At 65.1% G+C, this 24,394-nt stretch carries 16 protein-coding genes and 1 tRNA gene; 6 read left to right on the top strand and 11 right to left on the bottom strand.

Annotated features, from left to right (window positions below):
- The first annotated feature begins 80 nt into the window (after window positions 1–80).
- The 4 genes from serA (at window position 81) to pbpC (ending at window position 10,618) form a co-directional block, all read left to right on the top strand.
- Complete coding sequence (gene serA / locus ISP14_RS08430) at window positions 81–1,313, top strand: phosphoglycerate dehydrogenase (protein ID WP_404538086.1); 1,233 nt, start codon at window positions 81–83, stop codon at window positions 1,311–1,313.
- 118 nt (window positions 1,314–1,431) lie between these two features.
- A complete protein-coding gene (locus ISP14_RS08425; protein WP_404538084.1) occupies window positions 1,432–3,012 on the top strand; it encodes a methyl-accepting chemotaxis protein in 1,581 nt (526 codons plus the stop codon).
- A gap of 183 nt (window positions 3,013–3,195) precedes the next feature.
- Window positions 3,196–8,184: an alpha-2-macroglobulin family protein gene (locus ISP14_RS08420; protein ID WP_404538081.1), complete on the top strand. Its 4,989-nt coding sequence runs from the start codon at window positions 3,196–3,198 to the stop codon at window positions 8,182–8,184.
- 52 nt (window positions 8,185–8,236) lie between these two features.
- A complete protein-coding gene (gene pbpC, locus ISP14_RS08415) occupies window positions 8,237–10,618 on the top strand; it encodes a penicillin-binding protein 1C (RefSeq protein ID WP_404538078.1) in 2,382 nt (793 codons plus the stop codon).
- A 39-nt stretch (window positions 10,619–10,657) separates the two neighbouring features.
- On the opposite strand, the gene ISP14_RS08410 is transcribed toward pbpC, so the two are convergent.
- Window positions 10,658–11,395: a hypothetical protein gene (locus tag ISP14_RS08410; RefSeq protein WP_404538075.1), complete on the bottom strand. Its 738-nt coding sequence runs from the start codon at window positions 11,393–11,395 to the stop codon at window positions 10,658–10,660.
- 343 nt (window positions 11,396–11,738) lie between these two features.
- Here ISP14_RS08410 and ISP14_RS08405 point away from each other — a divergent pair, with 343 nt between their 5' ends.
- Window positions 11,739–13,232, top strand: coding sequence for a sulfatase (locus tag ISP14_RS08405; protein WP_404538073.1), 1,494 nt, complete (start codon window positions 11,739–11,741; stop codon window positions 13,230–13,232).
- A 266-nt stretch (window positions 13,233–13,498) separates the two neighbouring features.
- Entirely contained in the window at window positions 13,499–16,267 is a 2,769-nt protein-coding gene (locus ISP14_RS08400; RefSeq protein WP_404538070.1) for a DUF5107 domain-containing protein, read from the top strand.
- Window positions 16,268–16,319: 52 nt separating this feature from the next.
- Here the strand turns inward: ISP14_RS08400 and ISP14_RS08395 are convergent, their stop codons facing one another.
- The 10 genes from ISP14_RS08395 to pheS form a co-directional block, all read right to left on the bottom strand.
- Window positions 16,320–16,565, bottom strand: a complete 246-nt coding sequence (locus ISP14_RS08395) for a hypothetical protein (RefSeq protein WP_404538067.1) — start codon at window positions 16,563–16,565, stop codon at window positions 16,320–16,322.
- 837 nt (window positions 16,566–17,402) lie between these two features.
- Complete coding sequence (locus tag ISP14_RS08390; protein WP_404538064.1) at window positions 17,403–17,705, bottom strand: hypothetical protein; 303 nt, start codon at window positions 17,703–17,705, stop codon at window positions 17,403–17,405.
- Between the two features lie 81 nt (window positions 17,706–17,786).
- The gene (locus ISP14_RS08385; RefSeq protein ID WP_404538059.1) at window positions 17,787–18,143 is read right to left on the bottom strand and encodes an ADP-ribosylation/crystallin J1; all 357 of its coding nucleotides are present in this window, start codon (window positions 18,141–18,143) and stop codon (window positions 17,787–17,789) included.
- Window positions 18,144–18,204: 61 nt separating this feature from the next.
- Window positions 18,205–18,366 carry a hypothetical protein gene (locus ISP14_RS08380; protein ID WP_404538056.1) on the bottom strand — a complete coding sequence of 54 codons (162 nt, stop codon included), beginning with the start codon at window positions 18,364–18,366 and terminating at the stop codon, window positions 18,205–18,207.
- Window positions 18,359–19,759 (bottom strand): amino acid permease, encoded by a 1,401-nt coding sequence (locus ISP14_RS08375; protein WP_404538053.1) that lies wholly within the window; start codon window positions 19,757–19,759, stop codon window positions 18,359–18,361. The genes ISP14_RS08380 and ISP14_RS08375 overlap by 8 nt, the downstream gene beginning before the upstream one ends.
- Before the next feature lie 297 nt (window positions 19,760–20,056).
- Window positions 20,057–20,133: transfer RNA gene (locus ISP14_RS08370), tRNA-Pro, on the bottom strand.
- Between the two features lie 88 nt (window positions 20,134–20,221).
- Window positions 20,222–20,578, bottom strand: a complete 357-nt coding sequence (locus ISP14_RS08365; RefSeq protein ID WP_181301494.1) for a MerR family transcriptional regulator — start codon at window positions 20,576–20,578, stop codon at window positions 20,222–20,224.
- Window positions 20,559–20,858: an integration host factor subunit alpha gene (ihfA, locus tag ISP14_RS08360; RefSeq protein WP_077481444.1), complete on the bottom strand. Its 300-nt coding sequence runs from the start codon at window positions 20,856–20,858 to the stop codon at window positions 20,559–20,561. Before ihfA ends, ISP14_RS08365 begins: the two co-directional genes overlap by 20 nt.
- Before the next feature lies 1 nt (window position 20,859).
- The gene (gene pheT / locus ISP14_RS08355) at window positions 20,860–23,238 is read right to left on the bottom strand and encodes a phenylalanine--tRNA ligase subunit beta (RefSeq protein ID WP_404538049.1); all 2,379 of its coding nucleotides are present in this window, start codon (window positions 23,236–23,238) and stop codon (window positions 20,860–20,862) included.
- Window positions 23,239–23,257: 19 nt separating this feature from the next.
- On the bottom strand, window positions 23,258–24,253 hold the full coding sequence (pheS, locus tag ISP14_RS08350) for a phenylalanine--tRNA ligase subunit alpha (RefSeq protein WP_404538046.1): 996 nt from the start codon (window positions 24,251–24,253) through the stop codon (window positions 23,258–23,260).
- Between the last annotated feature and the right edge of the window lie 141 nt (window positions 24,254–24,394).

The following is a 24,394-nucleotide window of genomic DNA, read 5'->3' as shown; positions in this document are numbered from 1 at the left end:
TGCGTTCGGACGTCCAAACACAGCGTGCTGCGTTGCCGCAATTCTGGCATAGTAGCAGTTCATTCCGCGCCGGAGCCGCCATGAAGACCTCGTACCCACGGCAAGACATCAAGGTACTGCTGCTGGAGGGCGTGAGTCGTACCGCGGTGGAGGTCTTCGAGCGCGCCGGCTACAGCAATATCGAATACCACGAGAAGTCGCTGCCCGAGGCGCAGTTGCTGGAACGCATTGCCGACGCCCATATCGTGGGCCTGCGCTCGCGCACCCAGCTCAGCGCCGAGGCGCTGCGCCACGCCAAGCGGCTGATCGCGGCGGGCTGTTTCTGCATCGGCACCAACCAGGTCGACCTGCCCGAGGCCGAGCGGCTGGGCATCCCGGTGTTCAACGCGCCCTACTCCAACACCCGCAGCGTGGCCGAGCTGGTGATCGCCGAGGCGATCATGCTGCTGCGCGGCATCCCGCAGCGGAACGCACAATGCCACCGCGGCGGCTGGAGCAAGTCCGCCGCGGGCAGTTACGAGGCCCGCGGCAAGGTGCTCGGCGTGATCGGCTACGGCCACATCGGCACCCAGGTCGGCGTGCTGGCCGAGGGCCTGGGCATGCGGGTGATCTTCCACGACGTGGAAACCAAGCTGTCGCTGGGCAACGCCCAGGCCGCGGCCGGCCTCCACGACCTGCTGCAACGCGCCGACGTGGTGACCTTGCACGTGCCGGAAACGCCGGCCACCAAGTTGATGTTCGGCGCACCGGAAATCGCCGCGATGCGCCGCGGCGCGGTGCTGATCAATGCCTCGCGCGGCAGCGTGGTCGACATCGATGCGCTGGCGGCGGCGCTGCGCGAAGGCCAGCTGGCAGGTGCCGCGGTGGACGTGTTCCCGGTCGAACCCAAGGGCAACGACGATCCGTTCGTGTCGCCGCTGGTGGGCCTGGACAACGTGATCCTCACCCCGCACATCGGCGGCAGCACGCTGGAAGCGCAGGACAACATCGGCATCGAAGTGGCCAGCAAGCTGGTGCGCTACAGCGACAACGGCTCCACCTTGTCGGCGGTGAACTTCCCCGAGGTATCGCTGCCCGAGCATCCGCGCAGCCGCCGCCTGCTGCACATCCACAAGAACGTGCCCGGCGTGTTGTCGCGCATCAACGAACTGTTCTCCGCGGGCAACATCAACATCGACGCACAGTTCCTGCAGACCGACGCGGAAGTGGGCTACGTAGTGATCGACGTGGCGGCCGACGAGGCACAGGCCAATGCCTTGAAGGACAAGCTGATAGCCATTCCGGGGACCTTGCGCACCCGGGTGCTGTACTGACCCAGGCAGCACCGGGCCACTCCTTCATCGGAACAGGGTTCAAGCCGTTGCCATGGGATGCCGATATCCAGGCATTCCATCCAGCCTCGGTATACCCATGACGTTCCGGTTACGTGATTTGCGCATCGCCCTGCGACTCGGCCTGCTCGGCTTCATCATGCTGCTGGCCACGGCCGCGATCGGCTTTGGCGGCTGGCAGGGCCTGAAACGCACCCACGAACTGCAGATCCGCACCACCCGCACCGCCGCCGCTTTCGCCGCCGCCGTGGATACCGCGCGCGTGGCCCAGGTCGACTTCAAGAAGCAGGTGCAAAACTGGAAGGACACCTTGCTGCGTGGCGCGGCCCCCGCGGCGTTCAAGAAGTACCACGACGAGTTCATCGACCGCAGCCATGCGGTGGATCAGGATCTCGCCTCCCTCAAGCAGCAGATGGCTGCGCTCGGGCTGGACACTCGCGGCGTCGACGCCGCGCTGTCCACCCACGCCGAACTGCAGAAGCGCTACGACGATGCACTGCTGAAGTACGACGGCAGCAAGCCGGAAAGCGTGCACGCGGTAGACGCATCGGTCGCAGGCATGGATCGCCCGCCGACCGACGCCATCGACGCCCTGGTGGCGGGCATGAAGGGCCGGGCCGCCGCCGCGGGCCGCAGCATCGACGCGGAGAGCGAGAATGCCTACCGCGGCGCCTGGCACCTGCTGGCGGCGGTTGTGCTTTGCGCGCTGATTGCATGCACGCTGCTGATCTGGCTGCTGGCATACAGCATCACCATGCCGATCCATCGGGCGGTAAGGGTGGCCGAGGCCGTGGCCGATGGCGATCTGCGCACGTACATCGAGGCCGCCAGCCGGGACGAGACCGGCCAGTTGCTGGCCGCCCTGGACCGCATGAACCGCCGCTTGCTCCAGGTCGTCGGCACGATCCGCAACGGCTCCCACGAGATCTCCTCCTCCACGCGCCAGATCGCCAGCGGCAACCAGGACCTTTCAGCGCGCACCAGCGAACAGGCCGCGGCGTTGGAGGAAACCACGGCGTCGATGCAGGAGTTCACCGAAAGCGTCAACGCGAACGCCATGCGCGCGCAGCAAGCCGCCCAGCTGGCCGCCGGCGCTTCCGCCGTTGCCCGCGAGAGCGGCATCGCCATGGGTGAAGCGGTCGAAGCGATGGGTCGCGTCCAGGATGTCTCCGACCGAATCAACGACATCACCGAGACCATGGCGCGGATCGCAACGCAGACCCACATACTGGCACTCAACGCAGCGGTCGAAGCAGCCCACGCGGGCGAGGCCGGCAAGGGATTCAGCGTGGTGGCATCCGAGGTCCAGTCCTTGGCACGCAGCTCGCGCGCCGCATCCGACCAGATCCGGGCATTGATCGAGGAGTCGGTATCCATCATCAACGGCAGCACACAGAGGATCGGCCACGCCGAGGCGATGGTCGGCAAGCTGCTCGGGAGCGTTGACAAGGTCGTCGACACCATCGGCTCGATTGCCCTGCAGAGTCAGGAGCAGGCGGCCGGCATCCGGCAAGTCAACCGCGCCATGGGCCAGATGGACGAGGTCACGCAGAGCAACGCGGCCCTGGTAGAAGAAGCTGCCGCCGCAGCCGAGGCCGTGCAGTTGCGTGCCGGGTCGCTGGTGCGGAGCGTGGCCTTTTTCAAAGTGGCCGAAGACGAGGCGGTTGCGGAGGCCGCCTGAGCCAGTAGCTACCGCATCGACATAGCGGTCGCTCACCCAAAAACCTGCCCACCGCCTCCCTCATGGCCTGAGCCAGGAGGCTTTGGGCAGGCTTTATGCGCGCCGGAATCGGGCCGCCACGCCCCGGCCCTCGCGCCGCCATAAATGCATGCGACACTCCTGCCTAGACTCAGGGAGGGTTCTATGGCGCGTCTGTCGATCGGCCATTGCGTACGCAATGGCATGGGAGGGATCGGTGTGCTGCTCATGGTCGGCCTGTTGGCCGCATGCGGGCACCATCAGGAAGGGGGCAAGCCGGCGCTACAGGGGGCGCCCGCCGCGAGTGCTTCCATCCATTCCGCGAAAGCACAACCCTTTGCGTTGCTCTCGGCCAGCCCGCAGTCGACCGGCTCGGGTACCGCCATAGCGCTGCATTTCAGCGCTGCCCTGGCTTCCGCGCAGTCTTTCGACCAGCAGATCGCGGTGACCGGCCCGAACGGCGAGGTCGTCAATGGCAGCTGGTCCCTGCAGGACGACAGCAAGACACTGAGCTTCCCGTTCGTGTCGCCGAACCAGCATTACGCCGTGCTCCTGCACGCCGGCCTGCTGGCGGCCGACGGGAGCACGCTGGGACATGAGATCAAGCGCGACGTCTATTCCGGCAACCTGCAGGCCGCCGTGGGCTTCGCCTCGACGGGCAGCGTGCTGCCGGCACGCGGTTCGCGCGGCCTGCCGCTGGTGTCGGTCAACGTGCACGACGCCGACATCGAGTTTTTCCGCGTCCACGACGATGCGCTGTCGGATCTGTTCTGCGCCTACCCCGCCAACAAGCACCGGGGCGACTACGAGCTCGACCACCAGATCAACTCGTGGGACCGCTGCGAGCACGGCGACCGCGTACGCCGGCCGATCACCGACATGGGCGACTCGGTCTACGCCAACCACTACACCTTGGGCGGTGACGAAAACGCGCGCACCATCACCTACATTCCGGTACAGGACATTCCGCAGCTTGCCCAGCCGGGTGTGTACATGGCGGTGCTCAAGAAGGGCGGCACGTTCTCGAACGGCTATGACACCGCCATCTTCTTCGTCAGCGACCTGGGCTTGCATCTTCGCGTCTACCGCAACAATGCGCTGCTCCACGTCGCATCCCTGGAGGATGGTTCGCCGATCAGCGGCGTCGACGTGGAAATCGACGATCCCAGTGGCAGCGCCAAGCTGAAAGCCACCACCGACGGCGATGGCAACGCCCTGATCGCGTACAAGGTGGATCCGTCGGACGTGCTGATCGCCCGGCACGGCAAGGACGTCTCGGTGTTGCCGTTCAACCGTCCCGCGCTGGACGTCTCCAATTTCGATATCACCGGCCGTCCCCAGCGGCCGTTTGAAGTGTTCGCCTGGTCCGGACGCGACCTGTACCGTCCCGGCGAGACGCTGCGCGCATCGGCCCTGCTGCGGGACTACGACGGCAACCCGATGAAGCCGCAGGCGCTGTTCGTACGGCTCAAGCAACCGGATGGACGCAGCCTGGTCGACACCCGGCTGGATCCCCACGACCTCAATTACTTCGAGCTCAGCCAGGTCATTCCCGAAGACGCGCCCACCGGTCTCTGGCAGCTCGAATTCCGGCTGGACCCGGGCAGCAAAGAGGCCGTGCAGGCGTTTCCCTTTCATGTCGAGGAATTCCTGCCCGAGCGCCTGAAGGTGGACCTGTCCAGCCCGCAGGCACGGCTGGCCCCCAGCGAGCCGCTCCAACTGGTGGTGAACTCCAGCTACCTCTACGGCGCCCCTGCCGACAGCAATCGCTTCACCGCCAAGTTGCTGGTGAAGCCCGAGGTGCATCCGCTGGCGAACCTGCCCGATACCTTCTTCGGCAATCCGCTGGTCGACCTGCCCAAGAGCGCCAACGATGTGGTGGACGCCAAGCTCGATGCGAAGGGCCATCTCGAACAGGACATCGCCCTGCCCGACGATGTGAAGCCCGTGGCACCACTGACCGTGACGCTGTCGGGCAGTGTGTTCGAAACCGGCGGTCGCGCGGTCACCCGCATCCTCAACCGGGTGTACTGGCCGACTGCCGAGCTGGTAGGCGTACGCCCGTTGTTCGATCCGACCCAGGGCGCGGAAAGTGAGGGCCGGGCGTCCTTCGAGATCCTGCGCGCGAATGCGGACGGCAAGCTGGTGGCGGGTTCGCACCTGAAAGTCCGGCTGCAGCGCGAGATCCGCGATTTCTACTGGCTGTACGAGCACGGAGACGACTGGAAGTCCAACGCCAACGTGCAACTGCAGGAGATCGAAGAAAAGGACGTCGATGTCGCCGCAGGCCAGCGCGCGCAGGTCGATTTCCCGGTGGAATGGGGCGGCTATCGGCTGGAGGTCTACGACCCGGCCACCCGGCTGACCACGGTCTATCCGTTCTTCGCCGGCTACAGCTGGGACGACGAGAACATCGGCAAAGAGGCACGGCCGGACAAGGTGAAGCTGGCCCTGGACAAGGCGCGCTACCGCGCCGGCGACACTATGAAAGTCACTGTCACGCCGCCGCACGACGGCCCCGGTGTGCTGCTGGTGGAGTCGGACCACCTGCTGTACACGCGCGACATCAACGCCACCGCCGGAGCCACGTTCGATATCCCGGTCACCAAGGACTGGGAGCGCCACAACGTTTATGTCGTTGCGCTGGTATTCCGCGGCGGCAAAGCCACCGAGCACACCACACCGGCGCGCGCGATGGGCGTCGAGCACGTCACGATGGATCGCAATGACCGGCGCATTCCGCTCAAGCTCGAAGCGCCGGCGATGATGCGCCCTGGCAATCCGCTTGAGGTCACGGCGCAGGCGCAAGGCCTCGCCGGGCAGCACGCTTATGTCACGCTTTCGGCGGTCGACCAGGGTGTGCTCAACATCACCAACTACCCGGTGCCGGATGCATGGGCCTGGATGTTCGCCAAGCGCGCGCTCGGTGTCGACGCCTACGATCTGTACAGCCGCGTGATCGAAGCGATGGACGGCGCCACCGCCAAGCTGCGCTACGGCGGCGACATGGGCGGCAAGGGCCTGCCGCATGCGGCCCGCCTGAATCCGAAGGTGCGGATCGTGGATCTGTTCGCCGGCCCGGTCGCCTTCGATGCCCACGGCAAGGCCACGCTGCACGTCCAGGTACCGGACTTCAACGGCAGCCTGCGTCTCGCCGCGCTGGCCTACACCGACCGACGCTTCGGCAACGCCGACGGCAACGTGACGGTGCGTGCGCCGCTGGTGGTCGAACCCAGCACGCCACGCGTGATGGCCGCCGGCGACAAGGCGGAAATCAGCATGGACGTGAAGAACCTGTCCGGCAAAGACGGCGTGGCCAAGGTCAGCGTGAAAGCAAGCGACCTGATCAAGGTGGACAACGCCACCCGCGACGTACCGCTGAAGGATGGCGCCAGCACGACGCTGCTGATGCCGGTGACCGCCAAGGGCGGCGCGGGTGTGGCGACGCTCGACATCCATGCCAAGCTCAACGACTACCAGGTCGACCGGCACTTCGAGTTCGCCGTGCGCCCAGCCTGGCCGGAACAGGTCCGCACCACGCCCATGGCCATCGAGGACGGCAAGCCCGCGCGCCTGGACGGCTCGCTGGCCGGTCTGATCCCGGCGACGGTGCGCACCCAGCTCACCCTCAGCACGCTGCCGCCGCTGCCTTACAACAGCGCCCTGCGCCATCTGCTGGACTATCCCTACGGCTGCATCGAGCAGACCACCAGCAAGGGCTACGCAGCGCTGTACATGGATGACAAGACGGCCAAGGCGCTCGGCGTGATGGGCCTGGGCGATGTGCAGCGCCGGGAGGCGGTGGAAAGCGCCCTCGCCCGCATCGCGTCGTTCCAGGCCAGCAACGGGCACTTCAGTTTCTGGGGTGGCAGCAGCCCGATCGAAACGTTCATGACGCCGTACGTGACCGACTTCATGCTCGATGCGCGCGATGCCGGTTTCGCGGTGCCGCAGGACGTGCTGCAGAAGGCGCTGCAGCGCCTCAGCGACGACCTGCTCGCCGGTGGCCACCCGTATTACGGCTACGAACACCACGACCACATGCGCATCGCGGACGAGGCCTATTCCGGCTTCGTGCTGGCGCGCGTCAACCGTGCGCCGCTGGGCACGCTGCGCGCGATCTTCGACAACGACCGCCAGAAACTGGTCGCGCCGTTGCCGCTGGTGCACCTGGGCATCGCACTGAAGCTGATGGGCGACAACGAGCGCGCGCAGAAGGCGATCGACGAAGCGTTCGCCTGGAACAAAGAACGTCCCTGGTACGTCGGCGACTACGGCTCGGACCTGCGCGACTTGGCCGTGATGGTGGCACTCACGCACAGCTATGGCATGAACAAGCCCGCCTACGATGCCAAGCTCATCGACTGGGCGCGCAACGCCACGGTCGATGTGCGCGCCACTCAGGAGAAGATCCCCTACTACCACTGGTCGTGGTCCTACCTCAGCACACAGGAGCAGGTCGCCATCGCACGCGTGGCGCATGCGTTCGATGCGGGAAGCAACGCACCGCTCGCCGCGTCGCTGGATATCGGCGGCAAGGCCGAGCAGGTGCCGGCGGACAAGTTCATGTGGACCCGCAACCTGACGCCTGCCGAGCTTGCCAGCGGCGTCGCCATCCGGCCGGCCGGCAAGGCCACCGTGTTCGCAACGTTCGATGTCGCCGGCATCCCGTCGAAAGCACCCGCGGCCGACGCCAGCCAGGTCGACGTGCGCCGCAGCTACTTCGGCACGGACGGCAAGCCGTGGACCGGCGACACGCTCAAGGAAGGTGACAGCCTGATCGTCGAGTTGACCATCGAGGCGCGCATGGACATGCCTGACGCGATGGTTACCGACCTGCTGCCCGGCGGGTTGGAAGTGGAGAACCTCAACCTGGGCGGCGCGCAGCAATGGCAGGGCGTGGTGGTCGACGGGATCAACCTCGACCAGCACACCGGCGCCGCCGACATCGTGCACGAGGAATACCGCGACGATCGCTACGATGCGGCCTTGAAGCTGCAACGCGGGCAAGCGGCACATGTGTTCTACCTGGTGCGCGCGGTCACGCCAGGCACGTACACCGTCCCGCCGCCGCTGGTGGAGGATATGTACCGGCCGGCCGTGCGCGGCATCGGCGCCATCCCGCTCACCTCGATCAACGTCGTGGAACCCTGAGTCGACGGAGGGGCACGCGGCGTCACGCGTGCCCCTCCGGTCGATGAACCGCATGGACCTCGCACCACCTGCAACCGGCCGCCGAACCAGGCCCGCCTCTGCGCGGCTGCGCCGGTGGTTGCGCGTCGCGGCGATCGCCATGGCCGTGCTGCTTCTGCTGGCCGTACTGCTGGATCGCTTGTTCCCTCTCAGGCTGCCGGCGCCCGATACCGGCAGCACCGTGGTGTTGGCGCGCGACGGCACGCCGCTGCGCGCCTTTGCCGACAGCGACGGTGTCTGGCGCTATCCGACCACGGCGAGCAAAGTGTCGCCGCTTTACCTCTCTGCCCTGCTCACCTACGAGGACCGCTGGTTCTACCGGCTTCCGGGCGTCAATCCGTATGCGCTGGCGCGCGGCGCGTTCCTGTCGTTGCGCGGGGGGCGCATCGTGTCCGGCGGTTCGACGCTGACGATGCAGGTGGCGCGCATCATCATGCCGATGCCGCATACGGTCGCGGGCAAGGTGGTGCAGGTCTTTCGCGCGCTTCAACTCGAAGCCCACCTGAGCAAGGCGCAGATCCTCGACCTGTATCTCAACCACGCCCCCTTCGGCGGGCCGATCCAGGGCGTGGAGGCGGCATCGTGGGCGTACCTCGGCAAGCCGGCCGAAAGACTGTCGCATGCCGAGGCGGCCCTGCTGGCGGTGCTGCCGCAATCGCCAAGCCTGCTGCGCCCCGACCGGCACCCCGACGCAGCGCGGCGCGCACGCGACAAGGTGCTCAGGCGCATGCACGACGAAGGCCTGTGGAGCGCGGCCACGGTTCACGATGCGGAAATGGAACCGGTGGTCGCGCGTTCGCTGCGCGCCCCCCTGGCCGCCGCGTTGCTGGCCGAACGACTGCACCAGCAACAACCGAAATCCAGGCGCATCGTCACCACCATCGATGCGAACCTGCAGCGCGCAGTGGAAGACCGCGTCAGCAACTATCTCGCCCGCTTGCCGCCACGCACCTCTGCTGCCGTGCTGGTGGTCGAGAATACGTCGCTGGCGGCGCGCGTCTACGTGGGTACGGCCGAGTTCGGCAGCGTGCAACGGTTGGGGCACGTCGACATGGTGCGTGCGCCGCGCTCGCCCGGCTCCACGCTCAAACCCTTCCTGTACGGGCTCGCGCTCGACGACGGGCTGATCACCTCGCAAAGCCTGCTGATCGACGCGCCGCAGGACTTCGGGGGCTACAAGCCGGGCAACTTCGACGAAACCTTCAGTGGCCCGGTCAGCGCGGCCGAGGCCTTGCAGCGTTCGCTCAACGTGCCGGCCGTGGATGTACTCGACCATGTAGGCCCGAAGCGTTTCGTGGCGCGACTGGCGAATGGCGGCATCGACCTGCAACTGCCACAAGGCGCGCAACCGAACCTGTCCATCATCCTCGGCGGCGCCTCGACACGGCTGGAAGATCTGGTGGGCGCCTACACCGCGTTCGCCAACGGCGGCATCGCCGGCACGCCGCGTTACGTACCGGAACAACCCAGGCAGGCCCGTCGCCTGCTTTCACCCGGTGCGGCCTGGATCATCCGCGACATCCTGGCGACCAATCCGGCCGACGTCGACGGCGCGCCGATAGAAGGCACGATCAACCGGCATGGCGCCGTCGCATGGAAGACCGGCACGAGTTACGGCTACCGCGATGCCTGGGCCATCGGTGTCGCCGATGGCTGGACCGTCGGCGTGTGGATCGGCCGCCCCGACGGCACGCCATCCCCGGGCCAATACGGCGCGGTGACGTCGCTGCCGCTGATGTTCGACATCGTCGACATGCTGCCCGACAAGCATGCCTACGCCGCGCAGCCCGCAAGCGTGCGCAAGATGGATATCTGCTGGCCATTGGGTGGCGCCGTGTCCAGCACGCCGCCAGCCCTGTGCCGCCAGCGGCGCAGCGCATGGACACTCGATGGCGCATTGCCGCCGACCTTCGCCGAACGCGACCTCACGGCCTGGTCCGCCGGGCTGGCGAACTTGCGCGTCGACGCCGCCGGACACCGCCTGAGCGCCACCTGCCATGGCAAGGGCGAGCACACAGTGCAGATCGCACGCTGGCCTGCATTGGCCACCCCATGGCTAAGCACCGACGATGCCGCGCATGCCGCCTTGCCGCCGCTCGCTCCCGGCTGTGCCACGGATTCGCTCGATGTCGCCAGCCCGATCCGCATCGCCGGGCTCAGCGATGGCGCGCGCTTGCGGCAGGCGCCGAACAGCACCAAGCCACTGCACGTGACCCTGCAAGCGCTCGGCACCACGGGAGAAGTGCAATGGCTGCTCGACGGTCGCCTGCAGGGAAGCAGCCTCGGCAATGCCAATATGCACCTGGCATTGCCGCAAGCAGGCGATCACCGGGTCACCGCGTTGACCCGCAACGGCGCTTTTGCGCATCTTTCCGTACGCGTCGACAAGCCCTGAGGCTGCCCGACTTCGATCCGCCGGCGCTGCCGGAAGTGCTCAGCCGGACGAGGCGGCAACGACGCGACGCCCGGTTTTCCGCTTGACGGTCTTTGCCGGCTTCGCGGTTTCGACCGCCGCTTTTTTTGCTGCAGGCCCACGACGCGTACTTGCCTTTGCGCTCGCCTTCAGGGCGAGCCGTTGCTCGTCGCGCCGCTGCTCGCGGAATGCCGCCGCGTAGCTTTTCAACTCCGCCTTTGCCTTGTCGCCCATCCCCGGCACCTGGTCGATATGCGCCGCCATGTTCCGCAGCAGTTCGTAGTCGTGGTAGTCCCGATAAGGCTTCAGGTCGAGGTCGCCCGGCACTTTCTGCAAGCGTTCGTCGCCGATCGACTTCACGTACTTCTGCATGAAGCGATCGTAGGCCTTCCAGGTGACGCGCTGCGCGTTCACCGCGGCCTCCTCGGCACGGGTGGCGATCTGGTGCGCGTGCAGGTAATGCAGGCCAAGCTGGTCGATCAGGGTCTTCTCCACCTCTTCGTGCAGGATCAGGAAACGGTCCACTTCGACCGTGCGGCCGCGGAAGATGAAGCTCTTCGGCAGGTGGCGGTCGATGTAGATCGTCTTGCCGTCCTGGCTGTATCCGGCGAGGTAAGGGATGTCGTGTTCGCGGTCGAGCTTTTTCACACGGCGCAGGATCGCGTCCAGCGCGCGATCCATCATCAGTGCCGAGACGTACCAGTCGGGCGCCTTGAGCTTCTCGTGCGGCGCGTTCGGGTGGCAGCAGTTCGACGGCATGCGGCATCTCCTGGCGTGGGCGAGCCCGATGCCGCAGCCTAGCCGGCCCCCGCTGAAATTTCCTGCACCTTCTGCGGCGCAAGGCGAGTCCCGAACGAACATGCCGGGCGCCACCGCTGCGCCCGCGCGTCCACCCAGCGGCGCATCACCCCAATCGCCATCTGGCACCGCGTCGGCGGTGCAGGCTGCGCAGCCCGGTTGCATGAGGTACTTGCAACTATGTTTCTTTCGTTTATATTCGAAAACATCCGGTTTACTTTCTTTATTTCCAGAATCGATGGAAAACCGACGACGGAAAAAGAAAACGTAGGAAATCCGTGTGAATCACGAGGGGCACGAGCCAATGTTTCGCACTACCCGAGCCGCACGCTCCGGCATGGGGGCGATAGTTCTGATCCTGGTGTCACTGATCCTTCCTGCCGCTAGCGCCACCGGAAAGGCGCCAACCACGAGTCGCAAAGAAGCGCCCACCCCTCCGAACATCCTGTTCATCCTGGTTGACGATATGGGCTGGCATGACTGGAGTGGCGGCGGCAGTCGCTTCTATCGCACCCCCAACCTCGACGCGCTGGCCGCCGAAGGCATGGTCTTCGAGAACGCGTACGCCTCGGCTGCGGTGTGCTCGCCTTCACGCGCCTCGCTACTGACCGGGCTAACGCCGGCCCGATTGCACCTGACGGATTACATCCCGGGCGAAGGCACGCCCGCGGAATCGCGTTTCAGGGTTCCCGAATTCAACCAGCAACTGCCTGACGTGCGCACGCTGGCACGTGACCTCGACGAAGTCGGCTATCGCACTGCGATCATCGGCAAATGGCACCTTGGCGGCAAAGGCTCGCTACCGACCGACCACGGGTTCGACTGGAGCCTCGCCGCTGGTCCGCAGGGCCATCCGGGTTCCTATTTCTGGCCCTATGGAAAACCCGGCAGCCCGGGGCAGGTGCCCGATCTGGCTGCGCAAGGTGGCGGCCCCGGCGAATACCTGACCGATCGCCTCACCGAAGAAGCCATCAAATACCTCCACGACGCGGCTACGCATCATCAGGACCGCCCGTTCTTCCTGGAGCTGTCGCACTACGCGGTGCACGCACCGCTGCAGGCTACCGAGGCCGATCTGGCGGCGGTGAAGGACTGGACGCCAGCCGATGGCCAGGACAATCGCACTTATGCCGCCATGATCCATGCGCTGGACCGTAGCGTCGGCAAGCTGACAGCGACGCTGAAAGAACTGCATCTGGACCGCAACACCGTCGTGGTGTTCATGTCCGACAACGGTGGGCTCGACCTTCCCAACGAGACCGGAAGCGCACTCGCCACCAGCAACGCACCGATGCGCGCCGGCAAGGGCTTCGCCTACGAAGGCGGCTTGCGCGTGCCGTTGATCTTCGTCGAACCAGGCCACATTCCGGCGCACGGCCACAACGATACGCCCGTTTACGGCGTGGACCTCACGCCAACGCTCCTGCAGCTTGCCGGCATCAAGCCGCAGGATGATCTCGATGGGCGCAGCGTCGTGCCGCTACTGCACGGCGATAGCATGGCGAAGCGCGACATGGGCTGGAACTACCCTCACTACTGGGACGACCAGCTGGTGACGCCGTGGGTGGTCTACCGGCAGGGCGATCTCAAGCTGATCCACTTCAATGAAGACGATCACTATGAGATGTACGACCTGGCCAACGATCCCACCGAACAATTCAACCTTGTCCATGCACATCCACACGAAGCAGAGCGGATGAAGCAGGCCATGGCCCACTGGCTCGAACAGCAGCATGCGCAAACCCCTATCCCGCGTCAGCCGCCAGTTGCAGGGAGCGCCCCATCTGCAAAGCCGTAAGACCACGGCAAACATCCACAGGCATCCCTCGCGAAGCGGGCTTAAAGGCATTGCGAGGCGCCGATCATGACGCTGGTACGAACAGGTAGCGAGCAAATGCATACCGGCCCGGCAAAGCGTGTCGCTGGATCTGCACGCTGCGATAAATCGACGCTTACGGGTGGACCGCATTTCGCGGCAGCTTCAAATAACTCGGCGATTTCCGCACAGACCACGCCGCCAAGATGCGGTCCCGGCAACGGTTCACATACGACAGGGTGAAGCTAATGGCACGTTCGCGATTGAGTCTCTGCATCCTGCTTCTGCTGGGGCCGCTTTCCTTGCACGCACAGGTTCGCGTCTGGCAGGGCCAGATGCCGCTTGCGGCATCGGAGGAAGGCCCGCCCGACGAGAACCCGCCGTTCGACATCTACGGCACCGACAAATTCAGCTACCCCTACACGCTGCGCGAAGATGTGCGCAACACGGAAGCCAAGCATCTCTGGCGCGCGCTTTTTCTCGAGAACGAATACCTGAAGTGCACAATCCTTCCTGATCTTGGCGGGCACATCTATACGTGCATCGACAAGATCAACGGCAAGCCGATGTTCTATGCCAATCCGACGCTGAAGAAGGCGCTGATTGGTTATCGCGGCGCATGGTCTGCCTTCGGCGTCGAGTTCAATTTCCCCGTTTCGCACAACTGGGTTTCCCTTTCTCCCGTCGACTGGTCCTACGCCCAGGATCCGGACGGAAGCGCCTCGGTGACCATCGGCAACCGCGATCGTGTCTACGGCATGGAATGGACGGTCCAACTGGTCCTGCGCCAGGGCAGCACCGTGCTGGAAGAACGCGTGACGCTGTCCAACCCAAGCGAACTGCGGCACCGCTTCTACTGGTGGAACAACGCAGGCGTGCAGGTCCGTGACGATTCGAAGATCTGGTACCCCATGCAGTTCACAGCCAGCCATGGCTTCAAGGACATCGATACCTGGCCGGTGAATGCGAAAGGCATGGATCTCAGCATCATCGGCAACCACAAGGACGGCCCCGTATCGCGCTTCACCTACGGAAGCCGCGAACCCTTCATGGGCATCTACAACCCGGATGCGGATGCCGGCGTTGTCCACTATGCCGACTATGCGGATCTGCCGGCCAAGAAGATCTGGACCTGGGGCACCAATACCGAAGGCCTCGCGTGGCGCCATGTGCTTTCGGACAACGACAGCGCGTATGCGGAAGTACAGGCCGGACTTTTCCGCAACCAGGAGACCTACGGCTTTCTCCAGCCCGAGCAGATCATCCACTTCTCCGAATACTGGATGCCGGTGCGCGGAACCGGCGGCATCTCGCGCGCCAACTTGAATGGCGTCGTGTTCATGGCCAGGAAGCGCAATGCCGCCGGGCATGAAGCACTGGCGGTAGCCTTCAATGCCAACCGCCGGTTCCCCGGCGCAAGTATCCGGATCCTGGACGGTGCCAAGACGGTCTTCCAGGACTCCGCGACGCTCGACCCGGCCAAGACATGGCAACACACGTTCGATGATCTTTCTCCGGCGAAGAAGTACACCTTTGTCGTCGAGAACGACAAGCACGAGGTGCTTCTGGAACATACCGAGGACCAGTACGACTGGACGCCGCGCGACGAGGTCCACACGGGCCCGCAGACCACTTATCAGCCGTCCGACACCAGCGACGGCCTGCTCGAGCGCGGCAGGAACGAAGAACTCCAGGGCCAGTTGATCACCGCCCATAAAACCTATGCGCAGGCGCTTGCAGCAGCACCGGACAGCATGGCCCTCCTGAAGGCTCAGGGCCGGTTGGACGTGGACCTGTTCCGTTTCGAAGACGCCTCGCGTCTGTTGAAGCAGGTCGAAGACCGCGCCACCTGGGACGGGGAAACCCGCTACTACCGCGGTATCGCAGAAGCCTTCCTCGATCATCCGCGGGAAGCCCGCATCGAATTCGAGGCGGCCTATCGCGACCCATCCTACCGGGCGGCGGCAGGTGTACTGCTGGCCGAGTCGCTCATCAAGGACAAGGATTTCGCACGCGCCCATGACGTGCTGGCCCACGTGTGCCACCCCGACACCGCCAATACGGTGGCCCAGCGCTGCATAGAAGATGTGGTGGCCGTGCGGCGCGCCCTGGGCCCGGTCGATCGCGCGCGGCAACTCGTCACCACGGCACTTGCCACCTACCCCACCAGCCGTTTCCTGCGCAACGAGCAATCCATCCTGGGGCACCCGGATGCGCAGCTCGACGAACACCTCGCCAGCGACCCGAACCGGATTCTCGACCTGGTGATCCAGTACAACCGGTTAGGGCTTTATTCCGACTCGCTCGCGCTGCTCACCCGCACGTATCCGGCCGTACCGGCCGACCAGGCCGAGCCGGGTACGGTATCGCCCGATCAATACCCTTTGCTGGCCTACTACCGTGGCTATTGCCGCGAGCAGATGGGCCAATCCGGGCTGGCCGACTATCGGGCCGCTTCGCACATGCCATTGCGCTATGTGTTCCCGGAAAGGCGCGAAACGCTCCTGGTCCTGCGCGCAGCCCTCGCCAGGAACCCCTCCGACGCCTCCGCGCACTATCTGCTGGGAACACTACTGTTCTCCAAGGGCATCACCGATCAGGCCATCGCAGAATGGCGCCACGCCGCCTCCCTCAAACCGGATATCCCGTCGCTTGATGCAAGCCTCGGTCGCGCATTGCTGGAGATCAGGCAGGCGCCCTCGGAAGCCGCCACCGTGTTCCAGCATGGCTTCCAGGCCGATCCGGCAAACCCCGCGCTGTACACCGGCATGGACAAGGCCATGCGGCAAATGAGCAAACCCGCGGCCCAGCGCATCGCCATGCTCGAGAAATTCCCTGCGGGTGCGGACATGCCTGCCGATCTCGTGCGTGCCCTGGTCAATGCATTGCGTGAGGACGGCAAGGACGATCAGGCCGATGCCTTGCTGGCCAGACACTTCCTGCCGCGCAAGGAGGGTGCGGCGCCGATCGTGCCGGAGCCAAAAGCCAAGCCGGCGGAAGCCCCGGCGCGTCCGTAACGCGGACGTCTTAGCGCCTGTTCAAAGCCCCGAACAGGCGCGATAACTGGCGTCAGGCCACAGCTACGTCGTCGGGCTCGGCACTGGGGCGCGCATAGTGGCCCAGGCGGGTCGTGCCTTCCGGGCTGATCAGGTCCACGGAGGCGGTCAGGCCGGTTCGGGCGTGGTGGTCCCGTGCCAGCTTGCGCGCATCGGTAATGGCTTGCGCCAGGGTAAGCCGGTTCGACAGGCAGGCCTGCCCGCGGCAGATGCACCACATGCCGGCATCGTCTTCCTGGATCGCGAACAGGATGCTCATCGATGGGACGCCTTGGGCTGGGTCATAAGAGGCCTTGGCCGACGTCTGCCACGGACCGCAGGCGCGTCGCCAAACTCACGAAACAGTACAAGAATGCAGGAACAAGCGCTCGGCCGATGTCGGCATTCCCTGACAGAGCTGTCAGGAAGCTCTGCATCGGCCTGTCCGATACCGGCGAATACGTACACGATGCATACGTATGCCCCTACAGCGCAAGTCCCCTGCAAGCCTTCCGGCCGCATATGGGCGCCTTCCGCGTGTTGGCGGGAAGGAGGTGCCGGGGCGTTGCAGACGGGCACAGCCAACAAAAAACCGCGCCGTAGCGCGGTTTCCGGGACATCCAGGGTTGCCTGGAGTGATCCCATGGTCGGGGCGGCTTCTACCGAACAATGCCTCGCAAGCCCTGCACTGCAACAACCTGGTGGCGGGGATGCCCTTCAACCGTGCGCGACACCCGTCAGCGCGGCACGCGAAGCGAGGAGTCGCGCAGCGCTTCCTCGCGCGCCAGCCCCTCGGCGCAGTCGGTGGCCTCGCCGTCCAGGTCAGACGGCAAGGGTTTGGGCATGTGGCCGGTGCCGGTGGGGTGGCTGTGGGGTAGCTGGTCAGCGCCAGCCGGTCGGTCTGTCGAGGGCATTCAATCGGTCTCAGGTCGGGGGCCAAATGACGACGTTCCCGGGATGTTAGCGCCTGCCCGTGAGTCAGGCCTCATCCGGCGATCGTCAGAGAGCGACCGACGTGTGATCAGGTGCGAGCCGATGATCGGAGTATTTCGCGCGCCCGAACAGTCCGCTTTGTGGAAGCGGACTGTTTTCGAGTTAGCGTCAGTCTGCTCCGGTCTCAACGGCCCACCACGGCCAGGTGCGCAAACACAGCGACACCCCAAACAATGAATGGAACGACCAAGCACCAAAATGCTCCATGCCAGTAGCGAATTTCCCCTCTCCTCCAGGGACCAGTAGCTCGACTGAAGCTCCAGAAGAAGAGCGGAAGCACGGCAAAAAAGAACAGGTTCGGATGGCCCATACGGTCAGAGGCAAGACCGCCAAACAGGAATATGGCTGGAAAAATCCATGCCGGAGCAAAAGCGCGCCAGTACGTCCTGACGGTTCTTAGCAACGTGGCATCTTGCGCATCGCTCATTAGTGCCCCCCTGGCTTTCTCACAGCCCCACACAGCCCCTATCCCAAAAGGTCCGTTACGGGTCGAAAGCGGGCATCGATTTCATGACCTGAACTCGCGCGTGACCTCGATGAGGCCGACGATGTTGTCGTTTAGGTCTTCAAGATCCTCAGCTGGCACCCACCACTCCGTGTGGTGAGCCCCCCCCACGCGTTGAATTTGGTATCGGCTCATGAAAGATGTTCGCACCTGAAAGCGAGTAACCGCACCAAAGCCACTGTCACGCACATTCCATTTACCCGCTATCTCGGCCGCGTACTGCTCATTGGTAACCGGATAGAAAATGGGCTGTTCGGGCAGGCGCGGAGGCCACCGCCTGAAACCTGCGTGGCGTAACAATTCTAGTTCCTCGGGTCCAACAGGGCGGTACATCACCGTAACTTCGTCAGTACTCGTCATATCGACTCCCGTTCTCTCATAGGTGCCTTTCGACCTCCGCTTCGGGTCGATAACGGACAGTCTAGCCATGTGTCGCAGCGGCATATTCCGCATCAATCGCATCCCGGAGAGCTGCCGGTAGCAGTTGATACTGCGATCCCATAGCCACCTGCTTCTCTACGAGGTCGGTTGCCTTGTCGAAGCCCGCCATGACCGCGCGGATCACTAAGAGCAGGTCAGCCAAGCACCTGGTCCTCACTCCCTAGCGCCTGCAACCGTCCACGACGCCAAAGGCGATGCGCGAGCGCGAGCGCAGCCAGGAACGGTACGCCGAACAACAGCGTCATGCGGAACTCGCGCGTGAAGATCGTCGTCAGGAGCGCGCCAAGCATGAGCCCGGCGCCTAGAAGCGACGTTGCCGGGTAACCCCACATGCGAAATCCAAGCACTTCGCCGCGATGGCGACGACGGAAGAACAGATGGGTGACGAAGATCATGAACCAGGTAAACATCGGGGCAATCAGCGAGATCGCCATCATCAGGATGAAGGACGTATCGGGATGCAATGCATTCACTACCGTGGCCAGGGCGATCCCGATCGCCGAGAGCAGGAGTGCCGCCACTGGCACGCCATGTCTGTTGAGTTGGCCAAGGCGCCGTGGAGCGTAGCCCGCCCGCGCAAGACTGAACATCATGCGTGTCGAGATATAGAGCTGACTGTTCATCGCCGAGAGTGCGGCCATGAGTATCACGAAGTTGATGATGCCGGGAGCACCCGGTATATGCGTCGCGACCATGACTTTCACGAAGGGACTCTGATCGGTTCCCGCCGCCGTCCAAGGCACGATGGCCAGCATCAACGCCAGGGTCAGCAGATAGAACAACACCAGCCGCAACACCGTTGCCCGGAAGGCCCGAGTGACGGCTTGCCGGGGTTCGCTGGCCTCGCCGGCGGCGACAGCAATCATCTCGATGCTCAGATAGCTGAAGATCGCGACGATCACGGCTACCCACATGCCCCAGACGCCTTTCGGAAAGAACCCACCGTGTGCGGTGTAGTTCGCCAGCCCGATGCCTGAACTCGAGGGCGCGCCAGCCACCATCCATGCACCCAGGACGATGAAGGCCACGATCGCCGCGATCTTGAGCATGGAGAACACGTATTCGACCGAGCCGAATACTTTGACACTCACGACGTTGATGCCCATGAGCGCGCCCGAGAAGCCGACTATCCAGTACCAGCCAGGAATGCCGGGGAACCAATATTTCATATAGACGGCAATGGCGGTCACCTCGGTGCCTACGGCGATCACGATCGACGTCCAGTACGCGTAGCGCACCATGAACCCGGCCCATGACCCGATGTAGTACTCCGCGTACGCGCCAAAGGATCCCGAGGTGGGATGTGCAACCACCATCTCCGCGAGACACCCCATCAGCAGCAGCGCGATCAGCGCGCCAATTGCATAGCTCACGAGCACACTTGGACCCGCGAAGCCGATCGCAAAGCCGCTGCCAAGGAACAACCCGGTGCCGATGGCGCCACCAATGGCAATCATCGAAAGCTGCGCCGTCGAAAGGCCGCGTCGCAAGCCTTTCTCTCGTTCGGCAATGATTTCGAAACCACGCGGCTCCATAACTGCGCCCCCTGTTTGCGCACACCGATGAAGTTGATCGCCTGAACCAGTGGGCCTCGATCAGGCCGCCGACATCATGATCAACGCTACTACGAACGGTTACGTCCGCCGTCGAAAGCGGACATTACCGCACCCTTCTTTTGGAGTACGCCACGTTTGATGGGTCACGTACCCAGCCATCCCCCCGGAATTGGGGAGCCCAAGAGAAGTGCAGGGACATTACGGGCAACGCAGAAACAAAAAACCGCGCCGTAGCGCGGTTTCCGGGACATCTAGGGTTGCCTAGAGTAATCCAATTGGTCGGGGCGGCCGGATTCGAACCGACGACCCTTTGCCCCCCAGGCAAATGCGCTACCAGGCTGCGCTACGCCCCGACTTGGACTTGAAAGGCGGCAACGTGGCCGCCTTCTGTGCTTCGCGATCATGCGATCAGAAAGCGCGAACTATAACAGATGAACGCGCTCAGCGACGCAGCAGGGCAAGAACTTCTTCCAGCTCCAGCCGCACCTGGTGCACGATCTGGTGCGACATGCTCGCCTCCACACGCGCCTGTGGGCCTTCCAGCCGCGCCCGGGCACCGGTGATGGTGAAGCCTTCGTCGTACAGCAGCGCACGGATCTGGCGGATCATCAGCACATCGTGGCGCTGGTAATAGCGGCGGTTGCCGCGGCGCTTCACCGGATTGAGCGCGGGGAATTCCTGCTCCCAGTAGCGCAGCACGTGTGGCTTCACCCCGCACAACTCGCCCACTTCGCCGATGGTGAAGTAGCGCTTGGCAGGGATGGGCGGCAGTTCGGTGTTATTCCCTTGGTCCAGCATAGCCCTCGACTCGCACCTTGAGTTTCTGCCCTGGCCGGAACGTCACCACCCGGCGCGCCGAGATCGGAATCTCCTCGCCGGTCTTGGGGTTGCGCCCTGGCCGCTGGTTCTTCTCGCGCAGGTCGAAGTTGCCGAAACCCGACAGCTTCACCTGCTCCCCTCTTTCCAGTGCTTCGCGGACAACCTCGAAACAGGCGTCCACGAACTCCTTGGCTTCACGTTTGTTGAGGCCCACGTCCAGGAAAAGCCGCTCGGCCATATCCGCCTTGGTCAGCGCCATCTCATCCTCGCAACTTAGCCTGGCATGTCTGTTCGAGTGCGGCGACGGCCTGCCGCACGCAACTGTCTGCGTCGTCGTCGGTAAGGGTGCGTGAAGCATCCTGCAAAATCAAGCCCATAGCGAGACTTTTTCGGCCCGCTTCGACCCCCTTGCCACTGTAGCGATCGAACAGCCGCAGCTCTTTCAGCACCGCGCCGAGGCTGCCGCGAACGGCTTCGCCGATGTGTGACCAGGCCACGCTTTCCGGCACCTCGACGGCGATGTCGCGGCGCACCGAGGGGAACCGGGCCACCGGCTGCGCCTTGGGCAGGCGACGGGCCAGCAGCGGCTCCAGCGCCAGCTCCAGTACGTGCACATCCGGCCCCAGGTCCAGCGCCTTGGCCAGCTGCGGGTGCAGGGCGCCCAGCCAGCCCGCTGTCTCACCGTCGCGCGAGAGGCGCGCGCCACGTCCCGGGTGCAGCCAGGAAGGCAGGCCATCGGTATGCACGGTCCAGCGCTGCGGCTCGCCGCCCCAGGCCAGCAAGGCGTCCAGGTCGCCCTTGAGATCGAAGAAATCCAGCGCGCGGGACGCTTCGCCCCACTGCTCGGCCCGGGCATTGCCGCAGGCGACGATGGCCAGGCTGGGCGTCTCGACCGGCGGATCGCCGGCCGCAAACACCCGGGCCACCTCGAACAGGCGCACCCGCTCCTGCTGGCGTGCGCGGTTGTGGCGCAGCGCCTCGACCAGGCCCGGCAACAACGAGGGGCGCATCACGGCGAGATCGGCCGACAGCGGGTTCGCCAGGGGCACGCCCTGACCGGCGAGACCCCAGCGCGCCAGCAACTCGGTGGAGACGAAGGACAGGTTCACCGCCTCGAAATAACCGCGCGCGGCAAGCTGTTCGCGCAGCGCCAGTTCGCCAATGCGCGCTTCCGGTTCGGCCGCCAGCGCCAATGCACCCGCCGGCGTGGCGGTGGGAATGTTGTCGTAGCCGAAGATGCGCGCGACTTCCTCGACCAGGTCCTCCTCGCGCTCGATGTCGAAGCGGCTGCTGGGCGCGGTGATCTGCCAGCCACCGACCTGCGGCTCCACCTTCATGCCCAATGCGGTGAAGATGCGCGCCACTTCGGCGTCGGCCACGTCCACGCCCAGCACGCGCCTGAGGCGTGCGCGGCGCAGCACCACCGGCGCAGGCTGCGGCAAATCGACGAGGTTCTCCGCCACCAGCACCGGCCCGGCCTTGCCGCCGGCGATCGCCAGCAGCAGTTCGGTGGCGCGCTCCAGCGCGCGGCGCGGCAGCGCGGGATCGACGCCACGCTCGAAGCGGTGCGAGGCGTCGGTATGCAGGCCGAGCTTGCGCGCACGGCCCATGATCGCGGCCGGGGCGAAGTGCGCGGACTCCAGGAAGATGTTGCGCGTGGCATCGGTGACGCGGGAGTCGAACCCGCCCATCACGCCGGCCACCGCCAGCGCCTTCTTGTCGTCGGCGATCAGCACGAAGCCGGCATCGGGCTTCGCCTCGCTGCCGTCGAGCAGCTTCAGCGTTTCGCCAGCGCGCGTGTGGCGCACCACGATGTCGCCTTCCAACGTGTCGTTGTCGAAGGCGTGCATGGGCTGGCCCAGCTCGAGCATCACGTAGTTGGTGATGTCCACCACCGCGCTGATCGGGCGCAGACCTGCGCGGCGCAGGCGCTCGGCCAGCCACAGCGGCGTGCGCGCGGCCGGATCGATGCCTTCGACGACGCGACCGAGGTAACGCGGTGCGTCCTTGCCGGCTTCGAGACGAATGCCGCGGCGTGCCGCGCCAGTCACAGGCGCGGCCGCCTGCTCGCCGGTCTTCACGTGGCTGCCGAACAACGCAGCCACGTCGTGCGCGAGGCCGTAGAGGCCAAGGCAATCGGGGCGGTTCGGCGTGAGCTTCAGCTCGATGCTGGCGTCGGGCAGGCCCAGGTATGTCGCCAGCGACTGGCCCACCGGCGCATCGGACGGCAGTTCCAGCAGGCCGGAAGCATCGGCGTCGATGCCCAGCTCCTTGGCCGAGCACAGCATGCCGAACGACTCCACACCGCGCAGCTTGGCCGCCTTGATGTGGATGCCGCCTGGCAAGTCCGCGCCGACCGTGGCCAGCGGCACCTTGATGCCGACGCGCGCATTCGGCGCGCCGCAGACGATCTGCAGCGGCTCGCCCTGCCCCGTGTCGACCTTGCACACCTGCAGGCGGTCCGCTTCGGGATGTTTTTCGGCGCCGACGATTTCGGCCACCACCACGCCATCCAGGCCCTCGCCCAGCGGCGTGAGCTCTTCCACTTCCAGCCCGGCCATGGTCAGCGCGTGGGCCAGCTGGGCGCGATCGGCCTGTACGTCGACCAGTTCGCGCAGCCAGTTCTCGGAGAATTTCATCGTGTGTTCCCTGCCCGGTTTACGCGAACTGCTTGAGGAAGCGCAGGTCGTTCTCGAAGAACGCGCGCAGATCGGTCACGCCATAGCGCAGCATCGCGAAGCGCTCCACGCCGAGTCCGAAGGCAAAGCCGGTGTAGCGCTCCGGGTCGATGCCGCAGTTCGCCAGCACGTTGGGATGCACCATGCCGCAGCCCAGCACTTCCAGCCAGCGCGACTCGCCATCCCTGGTCTCCCAGCGGATGTCCACCTCGGCCGAAGGCTCGGTGAAGGGGAAGTAGCTGGGGCGGAAGCGCATCTCGAAATCGCGCTCGAAGAAAGCGCGAATGAACTCGGCCAGCGTGCCCTTCAGATCGGCGAAGCTGGAGGTCTCGTCAACCAGCAAGCCCTCGATCTGATGGAACATCGGCGAGTGGGTCTGGTCCGAATCGCTGCGGTAGACCTTGCCCGGCGCAATGATGCGGATCGGCGGCTGCCGACCCTTCATCGAGCGGATCTGCACCGGCGAAGTGTGCGTGCGCAGCAGGCGGCCGTCGCCGAAGTAGAAGGTGTCGTGCATGGCGCGCGCCGGGTGGTGCGGCGGGAAGTTCAGCGCCTCGAAGTTGTGCCAGTCGTCCTCGATCTCGGGACCGTCGGCGCGCTGGTAGCCCAGCCGCGCGAAGATCGCGGCAATACGTTCCAGCGCACGGGTGATCGGGTGGATGCCACCGCGCTCGCCGTCGCGGCCGGGCAGCGAGATGTCGATGGTCTCGGAGGACAGCCGGCGATCCAGCTCGGCCTGCTCCAGCGTCGCCTTGCGCGCAGCCAGCGCGTCGGCCAGGCGCTCCTTGACGAGGTTCACCTCGGCGCCACGCGCCTTGCGCTCTTCCGGCGCCAGCGCGCCCAGCGACTTCAGCGCGGCGGTGACGATGCCGCTCTTGCCCAGCAGGCCCACGCGCAGGGATTCGAGCGCGTCCAGCGTATCGGCCTTGTCGATGTCGGCCAGCGCCTGTGCGGCGCGACTGTCGAGATCATCCATCGGTGCGACTCTCGCTTCTCTCCCTCTCCCCTTAGGGGAGAGGGCTGGGGTGAGGGGCGCTCTTGCGTCGACGCCAGTTCGAAGCGAGCTTCGATGAAGTTCGGGGCAAGCCTCGGCCCCTCACCTCAATCCTCTCCCCGG

Origin of the sequence: Dyella agri, from assembly GCF_044904705.1 — a bacterium.
GTDB lineage: Bacteria > Pseudomonadota > Gammaproteobacteria > Xanthomonadales > Rhodanobacteraceae > Rhodanobacter_A > Rhodanobacter_A agri.
The sequence above is the reverse complement of the archived record's forward strand: the minus strand, read 5'-3'. Positions and strand labels throughout refer to the sequence as shown.